The organism is Kitasatospora sp. NPDC003701, assembly GCF_053587085.1.
Genome location: NZ_JBSFNM010000028.1, coordinates 87,641 through 105,546 on the forward strand (window position 1 = coordinate 87,641; position 17,906 = coordinate 105,546).

A 17,906-nucleotide genomic window follows, 5' to 3' on the forward strand; every position below is an offset into this window, starting at 1 on the left:
CAGCGGACTGACACGGAGGACGTAGGAACATGACGACGCCGGACGAGCAGATCGTCAACGCACTTCGTGCCTCGCTGAAGGAGAACGCACGGCTCCAGCAGGAGAACCAGAAGCTCCTCGAAGCCCCCGCCGAGCCCATCGCCATCGTGTCGATGGCCTGCCGCTACGCGGGCGGGATCCGCACCCCGGAGGACCTCTGGCGGGTCGTCACCGACGGTACCGACGTCTACACCACCTTCCCCGAGGACCGCGGCTGGGACCTCGAAGGGCTCTACCACCCGGACCCGGACAACCCCGGCACCACCTACGTGCGCGAGGGCGCCTTCCTGCACGACGCCGGGCAGTTCGACGCCGGGTTCTTCGGCATCTCGCCGCGCGAGGCGCTCGCCATGGACCCGCAGCAGCGGCAGCTGCTGGAGGTGTCCTGGGAGGCGCTGGAGCGGGCCGGCATCGCCCCGCACTCCGTCCGGGGCACCGACATCGGCGTGTTCGCCGGCATCGTGCACCAGGACTACGCCCCGGACCTCAGCGGCTACGAGGGCTTCCTCAGCCTGGAGCGGGCCCTGGGCACCGCCGGCGGCGTCGCCTCCGGCCGGGTCGCCTACTCCCTCGGGCTGGAGGGCCCGGCGGTCACCGTCGACACCATGTGCTCCTCCTCGCTGGTCGCCATCCACCTGGCCGCCCAGGCGCTGCGCCGCGGCGAGTGCTCGATGGCGCTGGCCGGCGGCGCGACCGTGATGTCGACCCCGGGCGGGTTCGTGGGCTTCGCCCGTCAGCGCGGTCTGGCCTTCGACGGCCGCTGCAAGTCCTACGCGGCCTGCGCCGACGGCTCCAGCTGGGCCGAGGGCGCCGGTGTCGTCCTGCTGGAGAAGCTCTCCCGGGCCAGGGAGCTCGGCCACCGCGTGCTGGCGGTCATCCGGGGTTCCGCGCTCAACCAGGACGGCGCGTCCAACGGTCTGACCGCGCCCAACGGCCCGGCGCAGCAGCGGGTCATCCGCAAGGCGCTGGACAGCGCCAACCTCTCCACGGCCGACATCGACATGGTCGAGGGCCACGGCACCGGCACCCTCCTCGGCGACCCGATCGAGGCGCAGGCGCTGCTCGCCACCTACGGTCAGGACCGCTCGGCCGACCGCCCGCTGCGGCTGGGCTCGGTCAAGTCGGTGATCGGCCACACCCAGGCGGCCTCCGGGGTCGCCGGTGTGATCAACATGGTGCAGGCGCTGCGGCACGGCGTGATGCCGGCCACCCGGCACGTCGACGCGCCCACCCCGCAGGTCGACTGGACCGCCGGCGCCGTCGAGCTGCTGACGCAGGCCCGGGAGTGGCCGGAGAGCGACCGGCCCCGCCGGGCCGGGGTCTCCTCCTTCGGGGCGAGCGGCACCAACGCGCACCTGATCCTGGAGCAGGTGCCCGAGGAGGAGCCGGCCGCGCCCGCGGCCGCGCCCGACGCGGTGGTGCCCCTGGTGGTGTCGGCCGCCTCGCCCGGTTCGCTGACCGGCCAGGCCGAGCGGCTGGTCTCCTTCCTCGACGCCTCGGAGGCGGTCCCCCTCGCCGGTGCGGCGGGGGCGCTGGTCACCGGGCGGGCGGTGCTCGGCGAGCGCGCGGTGGTGGTCGCGGGTTCGAAGGAGGAGGCGCTGGCCGGGCTGGCCGCGCTGGCCCGGGGCGAGTCCGCCGCCGGGCTGGTGACGGGCGGCGTGGCGCCCGCCGGCAAGCTCGTCCTGGTCTTCCCGGGGCAGGGTTCGCAGTGGGTCGGCATGGGTCGTGAACTGCTGGACTCCTCGCCGGTGTTCGCCGCGCGGGTCGCGGAGTGCGCGGCCGCGCTGGAGCGCTGGGTGGACTGGTCGCTCGAGGAGGTGCTGCGCGGCGAGGCCCCGGCGGAGTTGCTGGAGCGCGTCGACGTGCTCCAGCCGGCGAGCTTCGCGGTGATGGTCGGTCTGGCGGCCGTGTGGGCGTCGGTGGGCGTGGTGCCGGACGCGGTGGTCGGTCACTCGCAGGGCGAGATCGCGGCGGCCTGCGTGGCCGGTGCGCTCTCCCTGGAGGACGCCGCCCGGATCGTCGCGGTACGCAGCCAGGTGATCGCCGGCAGCCTCGCGGGGCGTGGCGGGATGGCCTCGGTGGCGCTCTCCGAGACCGACGCCGTCGAGCGACTGGAGCGCTGGGCGGACCGCGTCGAGGTCGCGGCCGTCAACGGCCCGGCGTCCGTCGTGGTCGCCGGTGACGCGGAAGCCCTCGACGAGGTGCTGGAGGCCCTGGAGGACCAGGGCGTGCGGGTGCGCCGGATCGCGGTGGACTACGCCTCCCACTCCCGGCACGTCGAGGCGATCCAGGAGACCCTCACCGAGGCCTTCGCGGACATCCGCAGCCGCGCCCCGCAGATCCCGTTCTTCTCGACGGTCACCGGCGGGTGGGTCGGTGAGGCCGGTGTGCTGGACGGCGGTTACTGGTACCGCAACCTGCGCGGCCAGGTCCGCTTCGGCCCGGCCGTCGCCGCGCTGCTGGGCGAGGGCCACAGCGTCTTCGTGGAGTCCAGCGCCCACCCGGTGCTGGTCCAGCCGATCAGCGAGATCGTGGACGCCGCCGACGCGACGGCCGTGGTGACCGGCTCGCTGCGCCGCGACGAGGGCGGGCCGCGCCGGCTGCTGACCTCGGTGGCCGAACTCTTCGTCCGGGGCGTCGCCGTGGACTGGACCGGCCTGCTGCCCGCCGGGGCCGCCGACGCCGTGGTCGACCTGCCGACCTACGCCTTCGACCACCAGCACTACTGGCTCCAGCTGACCGGCTCGGCCACCGACGCCGCCTCGCTGGGCCTCACCGGCACCGACCACCCGCTGCTGGGCGCCGTGGTGCGGCTGCCGCAGTCGGACGGGCTGGTGTTCACCTCCCGGCTGTCGCTGCGCACGCACCCCTGGCTCGCCGACCACGCCATGCAGGGCGTGGTGATCGTCCCCGGCACCGTCTACGTCGACCTGGCGGTGCGTGCGGGCGACGAGTTCGGCTGCGGCATCCTCGAAGAGCTGGTCATCGAGGCCCCGCTGGTGCTGCCCGAGCAGGGCGGCGTGCGGGTCCAGGTGGCCGTCGGCGGCCCCGGCCCGAGCGGCTCCCGCACGGTGGACGTCTACTCCCTGCGCGAGGACGCCGCCGGCGAGGACGGCGACGGCGAGTGGACCAGGCACGCCACCGGTCTGCTCTCCGCCACGGCCCCGAGCGGCAGCGGCACGCCCGCCGTGGACTTCGCCGCCTGGCCGCCGGCCGGCGCCGAGCCCGTGGAGATCGAGGACTTCTACACCGACCTGGTCGTCCGCGGCTACTCCTACGGCCCGGCGTTCCAGGGCCTGCGGGCGGTCTGGCGGCGCGGCGAGGAGTTCTTCGCCGAGGCCGTGCTGCCGGCGGAGCAGCGGGAGCACGCCGACCGGTTCGGCATCCACCCCGCCCTGCTGGACGCCGCCCTGCACACCAACGCGTTCACCAACCCGGAGGACGGCCGCAACGTGCTGCCGTTCGCCTGGAACGGGCTGGTCCTGCACGCCCTGGGCGCCTCCGCGCTGCGGGTGCGGGTCGCCCCCCGGGGCACCGACGCGCTGTCCTTCCAGGCCGCCGACGAGGCCGGCGAGCTGGTCCTCACGATGGACTCGCTGGTCTCCCTGCCGGTCTCCGCCGAGCAGTTGGGCAGCGCGGCCGGCCACGACGGCCGGGACTCGCTGTTCCGGGTGGAGTGGACCCCGCTGCCCGCGCCCGAGGGCGCCACGGCCGCGCCGGTCTGGGCCCCGCTGTCCGGCCCGGAGGACGTCGCCGCGCTGGCCGCCCGGGAGAGCGTCCCGGCGGTCGCCGTCCTCGACGCGAGCGGCCACGACCCCGCCGCCGACCCGCTGGCGCCGACCTGCCGGGTGCTGGCCGCGATCCAGGCCTGGACGGCCACCGCGGGCCTGGCGGACTCCCGGCTGGTGGTGGCCACCCGGGGCGCGGTGCCCGCCGGCGGCGACGCCGCGGTGACCGACCCGGCCGGCGCCGCCGTCTGGGGCCTGGTCCGCGCGGCCCAGGCGGAGAACCCGGACCGGATCGTCCTGGTCGACCTCGACCCCGCCGCCGCCACCGGGGCGGGCCCCGTCCTCGGGGCGGTCCTGGCCTCCGGCGAGCCGCAGGTCGCCGTGCGCGGCACCGTCCTGTCCGCCTCCCGGCTGGTGCGTGCCGACGCCGCCCCGGCGGCCGACACCGCCGCCGAGGCCGACGCGCCCGTGGCCTTCGACCCCGAGGGCACCGTCCTGGTCACCGGCGGCACCGGCTCGCTGGGCGCCGTGGTGGCCCGCCACCTGGTGACCGAGCACGGTGTCCGGCACCTGGTGCTCGCCGGCCGCCGCGGCCCCGACGCCGAGGGCGCGCCGGAGCTGGCGGCCGAACTGGCCGGGCTCGGGGCCTCCGTGTCGGTCGTCGCGGCCGATGTCGCCGACCGCGAGGCGGTCGCCGCCCTGCTCACCGCCGTCCCGGCCGCGCACCCGCTGACCGGCCTCGTGCACCTGGCCGGCGTCCTGGACGACGGGGTGATCGGCGCGCTGACACCGGAGCGGATCGCCGGCGTCTTCGCGCCCAAGGCGACCGCGGTGCGCCACCTGGACGAGCTCACCCGCGAACTCGCCCCGGAGCTGCGGGCGTTCGTGGTCTTCTCGTCCGCCGCCGCGCTGCTCGGCTCGGCCGGCCAGGGCAGCTACGCCGCCGCCAACGCCTACCTCGACGCCCTGATGACCCGCCGCCGGGCCGGCGGGCTGCCCGGTGTGTCGCTGGCCTGGGGCCTGTGGGAGCAGAGCACCGGCCTGACCGCGCACCTGAGCGAGGTCGACCAGGCCCGGATGAGCCGCGGCGGCGTCCTGGCGCTGACCCCGGCCGAGGGCCTCGCCCACTTCGACACCGGACTGCACGCCGAGCAGGCGCTGCTCGTCCCGATCAAGCTCGACCTGCGGGCGCTGCGCTCCGACACCGCGTCCGGCGGCGCCGTCCCGCACATGCTGCGCAGCCTGGTGCGGAGCGGGCGCCGGGTGGCGCGGGCCGCCGCCGGGGACGGCAGCGGGCTGGTCCGCCGCCTGGCCGGGAAGTCCGAGGCCGAGCAGGAGAGCATCCTGCTGGGCATCGTCCAGGCCGAGGCCACCGCCGTACTCGGCTTCAACGGCCAGGAACTGGCCCAGGGCACCCGCGGGTTCAGCGACATCGGCTTCGACTCGCTCACCGCGGTCGAGCTCCGCAACCGGCTGAGCGCCGCGACCGGGGTCAAGCTGCCCGCCACCCTCATCTTCGACTACCCCACCCCGGTGGCGCTCGCCCGCTTCCTGCGCGAGGAGCTCGGCGACACCGCGGCCGGCGCCGCCGCCGTCCCGACGGTGGTCGCGGCCGACCCGGACGAGCCGATCGCCATCGTGGGCATGGCCTGCCGGCTGCCCGGCGGCGTCGTCGACCCCGAGGGCCTGTGGCGCCTGGTGCACGAGGGCCGCGACGGCATGGTGGGCTTCCCGGACAACCGCGGCTGGAACCTCGACGGCCTCTTCGACGACGACGCGGCGAAGCCCGGCACCTCCTACGTGCACAAGGGCGGATTCCTGCACGACGCCGGGGAGTTCGACGCCGAGTTCTTCGGGATCTCGCCGCGCGAGGCGCTGGCGATGGACCCGCAGCAGCGGCTGCTGCTGGAGGCCTCCTGGGAGGCCCTGGAGCGCGCCGGCATCAACCCCGGCACGGCGCGGGGCGGCAACATCGGCGTCTTCTCCGGTGTCTCCATCCACGACTACGTCGAGTCCCTGACCAGCATGCCCGCCGAGCTCGAAGGCTTCGTGACCACCGCGACCGCGGGCAGCGTGGCCTCGGGCCGGGTCTCCTACGTGTTCGGGTTCGAGGGCCCGGCGGTGACGGTCGACACGGCCTGCTCGTCGTCCCTGGTGGCGATCCACCTGGCCGCGCAGGCGCTGCGCTCGGGCGAGTGCTCGCTGGCCCTGGCCGGCGGCGTCGCCGTGATGGGCTCGCCGGTCGGCGTCCTCGGCATGTCGCGCCAGCGCGGCCTCGCGGCCGACGGCCGGGTCAAGGCCTTCTCGGCGGGCGCCGACGGCACCATCCTGTCCGAGGGCGTGGGCATCGTGGTGCTGGAGCGGCTCTCCGAGGCGCGGCGCAACGGGCACCAGGTGCTCGCGGTGCTGCGCGGCAGCGCGGTGAACCAGGACGGTGCCTCGAACGGTCTGACCGCGCCGAACGGCCCCTCGCAGCAGCGGGTGATCCGCAAGGCCCTGGCCAACGCGGGCCTGGACGCCTCGGACATCGACGTGGTGGAGGCGCACGGTACCGGGACGGCACTGGGCGACCCGATCGAGGCGCAGGCCCTGCTGGCCACCTACGGCCGGGACCGTGACCCGGAGCGTCCGCTCTGGCTCGGCTCGCTGAAGTCCAACATCGGCCACACCCAGGCCGCCGCCGGTGTCGCGGCCGTCATCAAGATGGTGCAGGCGCTGCGGCACGGCGTGCTGCCCTCCACGCTGAACGTGACCGAGCCGACGCCGCAGGTGGACTGGACGGCCGGCGCGGTGGAGCTGCTGACCGAGCCGCGCGACTGGGCCGGCGGCGGCCGGCCGCGCCGGGCCGGGGTCTCCTCCTTCGGGATCAGCGGCACCAACGCGCACCTGATCCTGGAGGAGTCCGCCGAGGTGCCGGCGGTCGAACCGGCGGCGGACGAGGTGCCGCCGGGCGGTGCGGTGGTGCCGCTGGTGGTGTCGGCGGCCTCGACCGGTTCGCTGGCCGGCCAGGCCGAGCGGCTGGTGTCCTTCCTCGGCACGGCCGACCGGCCGTCGCTGCCCGGCACGGCGAACGCGCTGGTGTCGCGGCGCGCGCTGCTCTCCGAGCGCGCGGTCGTGGTGGCCGGCTCGACGGACGAGGCGCTGGCCGGGCTGGCGGCGCTGGCCCGGGGCGAGTCCGCCCCCGCGCTGGTGACCGGTGGCTCGCTCGGCTCGGCCGGCGCGGGCCGGACGGTGCTGGTGTTCCCCGGCCAGGGTTCGCAGTGGGCCGGGATGGGTCGTGAACTGCTGGACTCCTCGCCGGTGTTCGCCGAGCGCATCGCGGAGTGCGCGCGGGCCCTGGGCCCGTGGGTGGACTGGTCGCTGGAGGAGGTGCTGCGCGGCGAGGCCCCGGCGGAGTTGCTGGAGCGCGTCGACGTGCTCCAGCCGGCGAGCTTCGCGGTGATGGTCGGTCTGGCCGCCGTCTGGGCGTCCGTGGGCGTGCTGCCGGACGCCGTGCTGGGCCACTCGCAGGGCGAGATCGCGGCAGCCTGCGTGGCCGGGGCGCTCTCCCTGGACGACGCGGCGCGGATCGTGGCCGTGCGCAGCCAGGTGATCGCCGGACAGCTGGCCGGGCGCGGCGGGATGGCCTCGGTGGCGCTCTCCGAGGCCGACGCGCTCGTCAGGCTGGAGCGTTGGGCGGACCGCGTCGAGGTGGCGGCCGTCAACGGTCCGGCGTCCGTGGTGGTCGCGGGTGACGCGGAAGCGCTCGACGAGGCGCTGGAGGTGCTGGCGGCCGACGGGGTACGGGTGCGTCGGGTGGCGGTGGACTACGCCTCCCACACCCGGCACGTCGAGGCGATCGAGGAGACGCTGGCGGAGGCCTTCGCGGACATCCGCAGCCAGGCGCCGCTGGTGCCCTTCTACTCCACCGTCACGAGCAGGTGGGTCGGCGAGGCCGGCGTGCTCGACGGCGGGTACTGGTACCGCAACCTGCGGAGCCAGGTCCGCTTCGGCCCGGCCGTCGCCGCGCTGCTGGGTGAGGGCCACACCGTGTTCGTCGAGTCCAGCGCCCACCCGGTGCTGGTCCAGCCGATCAACGAGATCGTCGACGAGACCGCGGCCGACGTCCTGGTCACCGGCTCGCTGCGCCGCGACGAGGGCGGCCCGCGCCGGCTCCTCCTCTCGATGGCCGAACTCTTCGTCCGCGGCGTCGCCCTGGACTGGACCGGCGTCCTGCCCACCGCCACCGCTCAGGCGGACCTGCCGACGTACGCCTTCGACCACCGGCACTACTGGCTGCAGACCGCCCCGGCCACCGACGCGGCCTCGCTCGGCCAGGCCACCGTCGACCACCCGCTGATCGGCGCCGTCGTCCGGCTGCCGCAGTCGGACGGGCTGGCCTTCACCTCCCGCCTCTCCCTGCGCAGCCACCCCTGGCTCGCCGACCACGCCGTCGGCGGCGTCGTGCCCGTGCCCGGCGCCGCGCTGGTGGAGCTGGCCGTGCGGGCCGGCGACGAGGTCGGCTGCGGCAGGCTCGACGAGCTGGTGATCGAGGCCCCGCTGGTGCTGCCCGAGCAGGGCGGCGTCCGGGTCCAGGTCACCGTCGGCGGCCCCGACGAGAGCGGCGCCCGCAGCGTCGACGTCTACGCCACCCGCGAGGACGCCGCCGAGGACACCGGCGCCGACGCGTGGACCAGGCACGCCACCGGCAGGCTCGCCCCGGCGACGGCGGCCCGCACCGAGGCGCACGGCGACCTCGTCGTCTGGCCGCCCACCGGCGCCCGGCAGGCGGGCGCCGACGAGCTCTACGACGACCTGCTCCGCCTCGGCTACGCCCTCGGCCCGGCCTTCCAGGGCGTCCGGGGGCTCTGGCGGCGAGGCGAAGAGGTCTTCGCCGAGGTCGCCCTGCCCGAGGAGCAGCGCGGCGACGCCGGCCGGTTCGGCATCCACCCGGCCCTCCTGGACGCCGCCCTCCAGTCCGGTCTGCGGCACGCCGCCGTGGCGGACGAGGCCGCGGGCGGGCCGCGGCTGTGGCAGCCGGCCGAGTGGACCGGTCTGACGCTGCACGCGGCCGGCGCCTCGGTGCTGCGGGTGCGGCTCGCGCCGTCCGGTCAGGGCGGGCTGTCGCTGGAGGCCGCCGACGAGACCGGCGGCCCGGTCCTGACGCTGGACGCGCTCTCCTTCCTGCCGGTCGCCGCCGAGCAGCTCTCGGCCGCCGCGGCGGACGCCGGCCCCGACTCCCTCTTCCGGGTGGAGTGGGCCGAGCTGCCCGCAGCGCCCGCCGGCGGTGAGACGCTGCCGCCGTGGGTGCCGCTGTTCCACGCGGACGAGGTGCAGATCCTCGCCGACAACGTCACCACCCCGGTGGTCGCGCTGGTGGAGGCGATCGGCCGGGGCGGCGACGCCCTGGCGCTGACCAACCGGATCCTGGAGCTCGTCCAGACCTGGCTGGCCGCACCGAGCCTGGAGGACTCCCGGCTGGTGCTGGTGACCCGGGGCGCGGTGCCCGCCGGCGGCGACGCCGCGGTGACCGACCCGGCCGGCGCCGCCGTCTGGGGGCTGATCCGCGCGGCCCAGGCGGAGAACCCGGACCGGATCGTCCTGCTGGACACCGACACCGCCACCGACGTCACCTCGGGCACGGACGTCGAACCGCTGCTCGCCGCGGTGCTCGCCACCGCGGAGCCGCAGGTCGCGGTGCGCGGCGGCGCGCTGTCCGCGCCGCGACTGGTCCGTGCCACCGGCGGCGGGGCGGCCGCTACCGACCCGGCCTTCCGCCCGGAGGGCACCGTCCTGGTCACCGGCGGCACCGGCTCGCTGGGCGCCCTGGTGGCCCGCCACCTGGTGACCGAGCACGGTGTCCGGCACCTGGTACTGGTCAGCCGCCGCGGCCTCGACGCCGAGGGCGCGCCGGAGCTGGCGGCCGAACTGGCCGGGCTCGGGGCCTCCGTGACGGTCACCGCCTGCGACGTCGCCGACCGCGGGGCGGTGGCCGCGCTGCTGGCGGCCGTGCCGGCCGCGCACCCGCTGACCGGCGTCGTGCACACCGCCGGTGTGCTGGACGACGGGGTGATCGGCGCGCTGACACCGGAGCGGATCGCCGGCGTCTTCGCGCCCAAGGCGACCGCCGTGCGCCACCTGGACGAGCTCACCCGTGACCTCGGCCTGACCACCTTCGCGGTGTTCTCCTCCGCGGCCGGGCTCTTCGGCTCGGCCGGTCAGGGCAACTACGCGGCGGCCAACGCCTACCTCGACGGCCTGATGGCCCGCCGCCGGGCCGACGGGCTGCCCGGTGTGTCGCTGGCCTGGGGCCTGTGGGAGCAGAGCACCGGCCTGACCGCGCACCTGAGCGAGGTCGACCAGGCCCGGATGAGCCGCGGCGGCGTCCTGGCGCTGACCCCGGCCGAGGGCCTCGCCCTGTTCGACGAGGCCCTGCACGCCGACCGGGCCCTGGTCGTGCCGATCAAGCTCGACCTGCGCGCCGCCCGCGCCGACGCGGCGTCCGGCGGCGCCGTCCAGCCGCTGATGCGGGGTCTGGTCCGGGCCGGCCGGCAGGCCGTGCGGGCCGCGGCCGCGCAGCGCAGCGGCGGCGGGCTGGCGGACCGGCTGGCCGGGCTGCCGGCGGCCGAGCAGGAGGCCCTGCTGCTGGACCTGGTCCGCAGCCAGGTGGCGACCGTCCTCGGCCACGCCGGGGCGGACAACGTCAAGGCGGAGAAGGCGTTCAAGGACGCCGGCTTCGACTCGCTCACCTCCGTCGAACTGCGCAACCGGGTGCGCGAGGCCACCGGCCTCAACCTGCCCACCACCGTCGTCTTCGACTACCCGACCCCGCTCGCGCTGGCCCGCCACCTGCACGGCGCGTTCGGCCTGGTGGCCGCCGCGGCGGGCTCGGCGGCGCCGACCGTCCTGCTCGCCGACCCGGACGAGCCGATCGCGATCGTCGGGATGGCCTGCCGGCTGCCCGGCGGCGTGGCGAGCCCCGAGGACCTGTGGCGGCTGGTCGCCGACGGGCGGGAGGCCCTCTCGCCCTTCCCGGAGGACCGCGGCTGGGACCTCGACGGCCTGTTCGACGCCGACCCGGGCCGGGTCGGCACCTCCTACGTCGACCGGGGCGGCTTCCTGCACGAGGCCGGTTTGTTCGACGCCGGGTTCTTCGGGATCTCGCCGCGTGAGGCGCTGGCGATGGACCCGCAGCAGCGGCTGCTGCTGGAGGCGTCCTGGGAGGCGCTGGAGCGCGCGGGCATCGACCCGGCGGCGCTGAAGGGCACCGACGTCGGCGTCTTCTCCGGCGTGATGAGCCAGGGCTACGGGTTCGGCGGCGAGATCCCGCCGGAGCTGAGCGGCTTCACCGCCACCGGCTCCGCCGGCAGCGTGGCGTCCGGCCGGGTCTCGTACGTGTTCGGCTTCGAGGGTCCGGCGGTCACCGTGGACACGGCCTGTTCCTCCTCCCTGGTGGCCATCCACCTGGCCGCGCAGGCGCTGCGCCAGGGCGAGTGCTCGATGGCGCTCGCCGGTGGCGCGACCGTCCTGGCCAACCCGCACACCTTCGTGGAGTTCTCCCGCCAGCAGGCGCTCTCGCCCGACGGCCGCTGCAAGGCCTTCTCCTCGACGGCCGACGGCACCGGCTGGGCCGAGGGCGCGGGCGTGGTCGTGCTGGAGCGGCTCTCCGAGGCGCGCCGCAAGGGGCACCCGGTGCTCGCGGTGGTGCGCGGCAGTGCGGTGAACCAGGACGGCGCCTCCAACGGCCTGACGGCCCCCAACGGCCCCTCGCAGCAGCGGGTGATCCGCAAGGCGCTCGCCAACGCGGGCCTGTCCACCGTCGAGGTGGACGCGGTCGAGGCGCACGGCACGGGCACCGTGCTCGGTGACCCGATCGAGGCGCAGGCCCTGCTCGCCACCTACGGCCAGGACCGCGAGCCGGGGCGTCCGCTCTGGCTCGGGTCCGTCAAGTCCAACCTGGGGCACGCGCAGGCGGCCGCCGGGGTGGCCGGTGTGATCAAGATGGTGGAGGCGCTGCGGCACGCGGTGCTGCCGCCCACCCTGCACGTCGAGGCGCCCTCGACCGAGGTGGACTGGGAGGCCGGCGCGGTCGAGCTGCTGACCGAGGCGCGGGCGTGGCCGGAGACCGGCCGGCCCCGCCGTGGCGGGGTGTCCGCCTTCGGTGTCAGCGGGACGAACGCCCACCTGATCCTGGAGCAGGCCCCGGTCGAGGAGCCGGTCGTCGTCGAGGCCGCCCCCGAGGGTGTGGTGCCGCTGGTGCTGTCGGCGAAGAGCGCGGGCTCGCTGGCCGGCCAGGCCGAGCGGCTGACCGCCTTCGTCGAGACCGCCGGGGCCGGGGCGACGGAGCTCGCCGCCGCGCTGCTGGCGCAGCGGGCGCTGCTGTCCGAGCGCGCGGTGGTGCTGGCCGGCTCCGCCGACGAGGCGGTGGCCGGGCTGGGTCTGCTGGCGCGGGGTGGGAACAGCCCCGCGGTGGTGACCGGGACGGTGTCCGATGCGGACCGGACGGTCCTCGTCTTCCCGGGGCAGGGTTCCCAGCGGGTGGGTATGGGTCGGGAGTTGGCCGAGCGGTACCCGGTGTTCGCGGAGGCGTTCGACGCGGCGTGTGCGGCGTTGGACGCGCGGTTGGCGGGCCGGGTGGAGCACTCGGTCAAGGACGTGGTGTTCGGTACGGCGGGATCCCTCGATCAGACGGTGTTCACCCAGGCGGGGCTGTTCGCCGTGGAGACGGCGCTGTTCCGCCTGGTGGAGTCCTGGGGTGTCCGTCCGGACGCGGTGCTGGGCCACTCGATCGGTGAGATCACGGCCGCGCATGTGGCGGGGGTGTTGTCGCTGGCGGATGCGGCGGCGGTCGTGGCCGCGCGCGGCCGGTTGATGCAGGCGCTGCCGTCGGGCGGCGCGATGGTGGCGGTGGCCGCCACCGAGGCGGAGGTCGCCGAACTCCTGGGTGACGGCGTGGACTTGGCGGCGGTGAACGGTCCGTCGTCGGTGGTGCTCTCCGGCGAGGAGGCGGCGGTGTTGAAGGCGGCCGAGAGCCTGAAGGCGCAGGGCCGGAAGGTCAAGCGGCTGACGGTTTCGCACGCCTTCCACTCGGCGCTGATGGAGCCGATGCTGGCGGAGTTCGCGGCCGTCCTGGCGGACGTTTCGTGGGGCGAGCCGAAGCTGACGGTGATCTCGAACGTCACCGGCCGTCCGGCCGAGCCGGGTCAACTGGCCGATCCCGCCTACTGGGTGGACCACGTCCGCCGTCCGGTCCGGTTCGCCGAGGGCATCGCCGCGGCGGCCGAGGATGGCGGCACGCTGTTCGTCGAGCTCGGCCCGGGCGCCGCGCTCAGCGGTGTGGTGGCCGAGTCCGCCGGCGAGGACGCGGTCTGCGTCGCGGCGCTGCGCGACGGCCGCCCGGAGACGCAGGCCCTGCTGGCCTCGGTGGCCGAACTCTTCGTCCGGGGCGTCGAGGTGGACTGGGCCAAGACCCTGCCCACCGGCCACCCGGCCGCCCACCTGGAGCTGCCGACCTACGCCTTCGACCACCGGCACTACTGGCTGCGGACCACCCCGGCCACCGACGCGGTCTCGCTCGGCCAGGTCACCGCCGACCACCCGCTGCTCGGCGCGGTGGTGGAGGTGCCCGAGACCGGCGGGGTGCTCTGCACCTCGCGGCTGTCGCTGCGCACCCACGCCTGGCTGGCCGACCACGCCGTCGGCGGCGTCGTCCTGGTGCCCGGCACCGGTCTGGTCGAGCTGGCCGTCCGGGCCGGCGACGTGGTGGCCGCCGGCGCGCTCGACGAACTGGTCATCGAGGCACCCCTGGTGGTGCCCGAGCAGGGCGGCGTCCGGGTGCAGGTCGCCGTCGGCGGCCCCGACGAGAACGGCGCGCGCACCGTCGCCGTCTACTCGGCCCGCGAGGACGCGGCCGGCGAGATCGGCCCGGGCGCCTGGACCAGGCACGCGGCCGGCACCCTGACGGCGGCTCCGGCCGACCGCACGCAGGCACCCGGCTTCGACACCACCGCCTGGCCGCCGGCCGGCGCGGAACCCGTGGACCTCGACGTCGCCGGCTTCTACGACGACCTCGCCCGCCACGGCTACGCCTACGGCCCGGCGTTCCAGGGCCTGCGGGCGGTCTGGCGGCGCGGCGAGGAACTCTTCGCCGAGGTCGCCCTGCCGGACGAGCGGCGCGACGAGGCCACCCGCTTCGGCATCCACCCGGCACTGCTCGACGCCGCCCTGCACACCCAGGCGTTCGCCCAGCCCGAGGACGGCCACAACGTGCTGCCGTTCGCCTGGAACGGGCTGGTGCTGCACGCCGCCGGGGCGGGCGCCGTCAGGGTCCGGATCGCACCGCAGGGGCCGGACAGGCTCGGGCTGACCGCCGTCGACGAGGCCGGCGGCGCCGTCCTGACGGTGGACTCGGTGACCTTCCGGCCGGTGGACGTCGAGCAGCTGGACACCGCGGCGGCGGCCGACGAGGGCCGGGACGCGCTGTTCCGCCTGGAGTGGAGCGTGCTGACCCCGGCGCCGCGGGCGGCCGAACCGGCGCCGTCCTGGGTGCCGGTCGCCACCGGCGAGGACGTGGCCGCCCTGGCCGGCGAGGCACCCGCCGTCGCCGTCCTGGAGGCCCACGGCGCCGGCGGCGCCGACGAGGTGCTCGCGCTGACCGCCACGGCACTGGAGGTCGTCCAGGCCTGGCTGGCCGACGAGGCCTTCGAGGACTCGCGGCTCGTCGTGGTCACCCGGGGCGCGGTGCCGGCCGGTGCCGACGCCGACGTCCCCGACCCGGCCGCGGCGGCGGTCTGGGGCCTGCTGCGCACCGCCCAGGCCGAGAACCCGGACCGGATCGTCCTGCTCGACCTGGACCCGGACACCGAGGACTCGTTCACCACGGTGCTCGGCGCCGTCCTGGCCGCCGACGAGCCGCAGGTCGCGGTGCGGGCGGCGGCGCTGTCCGTGCCGCGCCTGGTCCGGGCACAGGCCGGGCAGGCCGCGGCGGTGCCGCAGGCGTTCCGCCCCGACGGGACCGTCCTGGTCACCGGTGGGACGGGCTCGCTCGGCGCGCTGCTGGCGCGGCACCTGGTCACCGAGCACGGCGTCCGGCACCTGGTGCTGGCCAGCCGGCGCGGGGTGCGGGCGGAGGGCGCGCCGGAGCTGGTGGCCGAACTCGCGGGGCTGGGCGCGGCGGTGACGGTCACCGCCTGCGACGTGACCGACCGGGCGTCGGTGGCCGCGCTGCTGGCCGGCGTGCCGGCCGAGCACCCGCTGACCGGCGTCGTGCACACCGCCGGCGTGCTGGACGACGGGGTGATCGGCGCGCTGACACCGGAGCGGCTGGCGTACGTGTTCGGTCCGAAGGTGACCGCGGTGAGCCACCTGGACGAGCTCACCCGCGACCTCGACCTGACGACCTTCGCGGTGTTCTCCTCCGCGTCCGGCCTGTTCGGCTCGGCCGGTCAGGGCAACTACGCGGCGGCCAACGCCTACCTCGACGCGCTGGCGCACCGGCGCCGCGCGGCGGGCCTGCCCGGCACGTCCCTCGCCTGGGGCCTGTGGGAGCAGATCAGCGGTATGACCGCCCACCTGGGCGCCGCCGACCAGGCCCGGATGAGCCGTGGCGGGGTCCTGCCGATCGGCCCGGCCGAGGGCATGCGGCTGTTCGACGCGGCGCTGCGGACCGACACCGCGCTGGTGGTGCCGATCAAGCTGGACCTGCGGTCGCTGCGGGCCGACGCGGCCGCCGGCCGCACGGCCCAGCCGCTGCTGCGCGGTCTGGTGCGCGCCGGACGGCAGTTGGCGCGCACGGCCGTCGGCGACAGCGGCGGGCTGACCCGCCGGCTCGCCGGCCTGGCACCGGCGGCGCAGGAGGCCCTGCTGCTGGACCTGGTCCGCAGCCAGGTGGCGACCGTCCTCGGCCACGCCGGACCGGACCAGGTCGGCCCGGAGACGGCGTTCAAGGACGCCGGCTTCGACTCGCTCACCTCGGTCGAGCTGCGCAACCGGCTCCGCGAGGCCACCGGCCTGAAGCTGGCCGCGACCGTGGTGTTCGACTACCCGGCCCCGCTCGCCCTGGCCCGCTTCCTGCACGGCGAACTCGGCACCACCGACGACGCGCTGTCGATGGTGAACGCCAAGATCGAAGACATCGAGTCACTGATCGCCGGACTGCTGTCCGACGAGTCCAAGAAGTCCGGCATCGTGCTCCGCCTCCAGGGGTTGGTGGCGAGGTTCAACGGAGTCGAGCAGGTCGAAGAGTCCACGGTGGCCGAGCAGTTGGAGTCCGCCTCCGCCGATGAGGTCCTCGACTTCATCAACGACGAGCTCGGAATCTCTTGAGCACCACGCCTTCACGGTCTGCCCAACCCCCGGTGAGGAATTGACGATGGCCACGGACGAGAAGATCCTCAAGTACCTCAAGCGTGTCACGGCCGAACTGCACGACCTGCGCAAGCAGGTCCAGCGGAACGCGGACGAGCCGGTCGCGATCGTGGGCATGGCCTGCCGGCTCCCCGGCGGCGTCACCGGCCCCGAGAGCCTGTGGCAGCTGGTCAGCGAGGGCCGGGACGGCGTGTCGGCCTTCCCGGACGACCGCGGCTGGGACTTGGACGCGCTGTTCGACGACGACCCCGACAAGGCCGGCACCTCCTACGTCGCGCAGGGCGGATTCCTGCGCGACGCGGGGAAGTTCGACGCCGAGTTCTTCGGGATCTCGCCGCGCGAGGCGCTCGCCATGGACCCCCAGCAGCGGTTGCTGCTGGAGACCTCCTGGGAGGCCCTGGAGCGGGCCGGCGTCGACCCGACCTCGCTCAAGGGCGCGGACGTCGGCGTGTTCAACGGCATCATGGGCGTCGACTACTTCTTCGGCGGCAGCGTGCCGCCCGAGCTGGAGGGCTTCGCCGGCACGGGCGCGGCGGGCAGCGTGGCGTCGGGCCGGATCTCGTACGTGTTCGGCTTCGAGGGCCCGGCGGTCACGGTCGACACCGCGTGCTCGTCCTCGCTGGTGGCGATCCACCTGGCCGCGCAGGCGCTGCGGCGCGGCGAGTGCTCGATGGCGCTCGCGGGCGGCGCGACCGTGATGGCGACCCCGCACACCTTCGTGGAGTTCTCGCGCCAGCGCGGTCTCGCCTCGGACGGCCGGTGCAAGTCCTACGCGGACGCGGCCGACGGGACGGGCTGGGCCGAGGGCGCGGGTGTGGTGGTGCTGGAGCGGCTCTCCGAGGCCCGCCGCAAGGGTCACCGGGTGCTGGCCGTGCTGCGCGGCAGCGCGGTGAACCAGGACGGCGCGTCCAATGGCCTGACCGCGCCCAACGGACTCTCCCAGCAGGTCGTGATCCGCAAGGCGCTGGCGGCGGCCGGGCTCACCCCGGCCGACGTGGACGTGGTGGAGGGGCACGGCACCGGGACGGTGCTGGGCGACCCGATCGAGGCGCAGGCCCTGCTGGCCACCTACGGCCAGGAGCGCGAGCCCGGGCGGCCCCTGTGGCTCGGGTCGCTGAAGTCGAACATCGGCCACGCCCAGGCGGCGGCCGGTGTCTCGGGCGTGATCAAGATGGTGCAGGCGCTGCGACACGGTGTGCTGCCTGCGACCCTGCACGTGGACGCGCCCTCCTCGCAGGTGGACTGGACGGCGGGCGCGGTGGAGCTGCTCGACCGCAGCCGGCCCTGGCCGGAGGTGGACCGGCTGCGCCGGGCCGGGGTGTCGTCCTTCGGTGTCAGCGGGACGAACGCCCACCTGATCCTGGAGCAGGCGCCCGAGGAGGAGTGGGAGCCGGTCGCGGGCGAGGCCGCCCCCGACGGTGTGGTGCCGCTGGTGCTGTCCGCGAAGAGCGCGGGCTCGCTGGCCGGCCAGGCCGAGCGGCTGACCGCCTTCCTCCAGCCGTCGGAGCAGGAACTGCCGGAGTTCGCCGCCGCGTTGGTGGCGCAGCGGGCACTGCTGGGCGAGCGTGCGGTGGTGCTGGCGGGCTCGCGCGAGGAGGCGCTGGCCGGCCTGGGCGCGCTGGCGCGCGGGGAGTCGGATGCCGCACTGGTGACCGGCAGTGGCTCGGGATCGGCGCGGACGGTCCTCGTCTTCCCGGGGCAGGGTTCCCAGCGGGTGGGTATGGGCCGGGAGTTGGCCGAGCGGTACCCGGTGTTCGCGGAGGCGTTCGACGCGGCGTGTGCGGCGTTGGACGC

At 75.9% G+C, this 17,906-nt stretch carries 2 protein-coding genes; both read left to right on the top strand.

What is annotated here, in order from left to right; translation table 11 throughout:
- Positions 1-50 precede the first annotated feature (50 nt).
- Complete coding sequence (locus ACWDRR_RS24945) at positions 51-16,070, top strand: type I polyketide synthase (protein ID WP_449774429.1); 16,020 nt, start codon at positions 51-53, stop codon at positions 16,068-16,070.
- 46 nt (positions 16,071-16,116) lie between these two features.
- Positions 16,117-17,906: type I polyketide synthase (locus ACWDRR_RS24950; RefSeq protein WP_449774427.1), on the top strand; the 1,790-nt coding region annotated here is incomplete at its 3' end.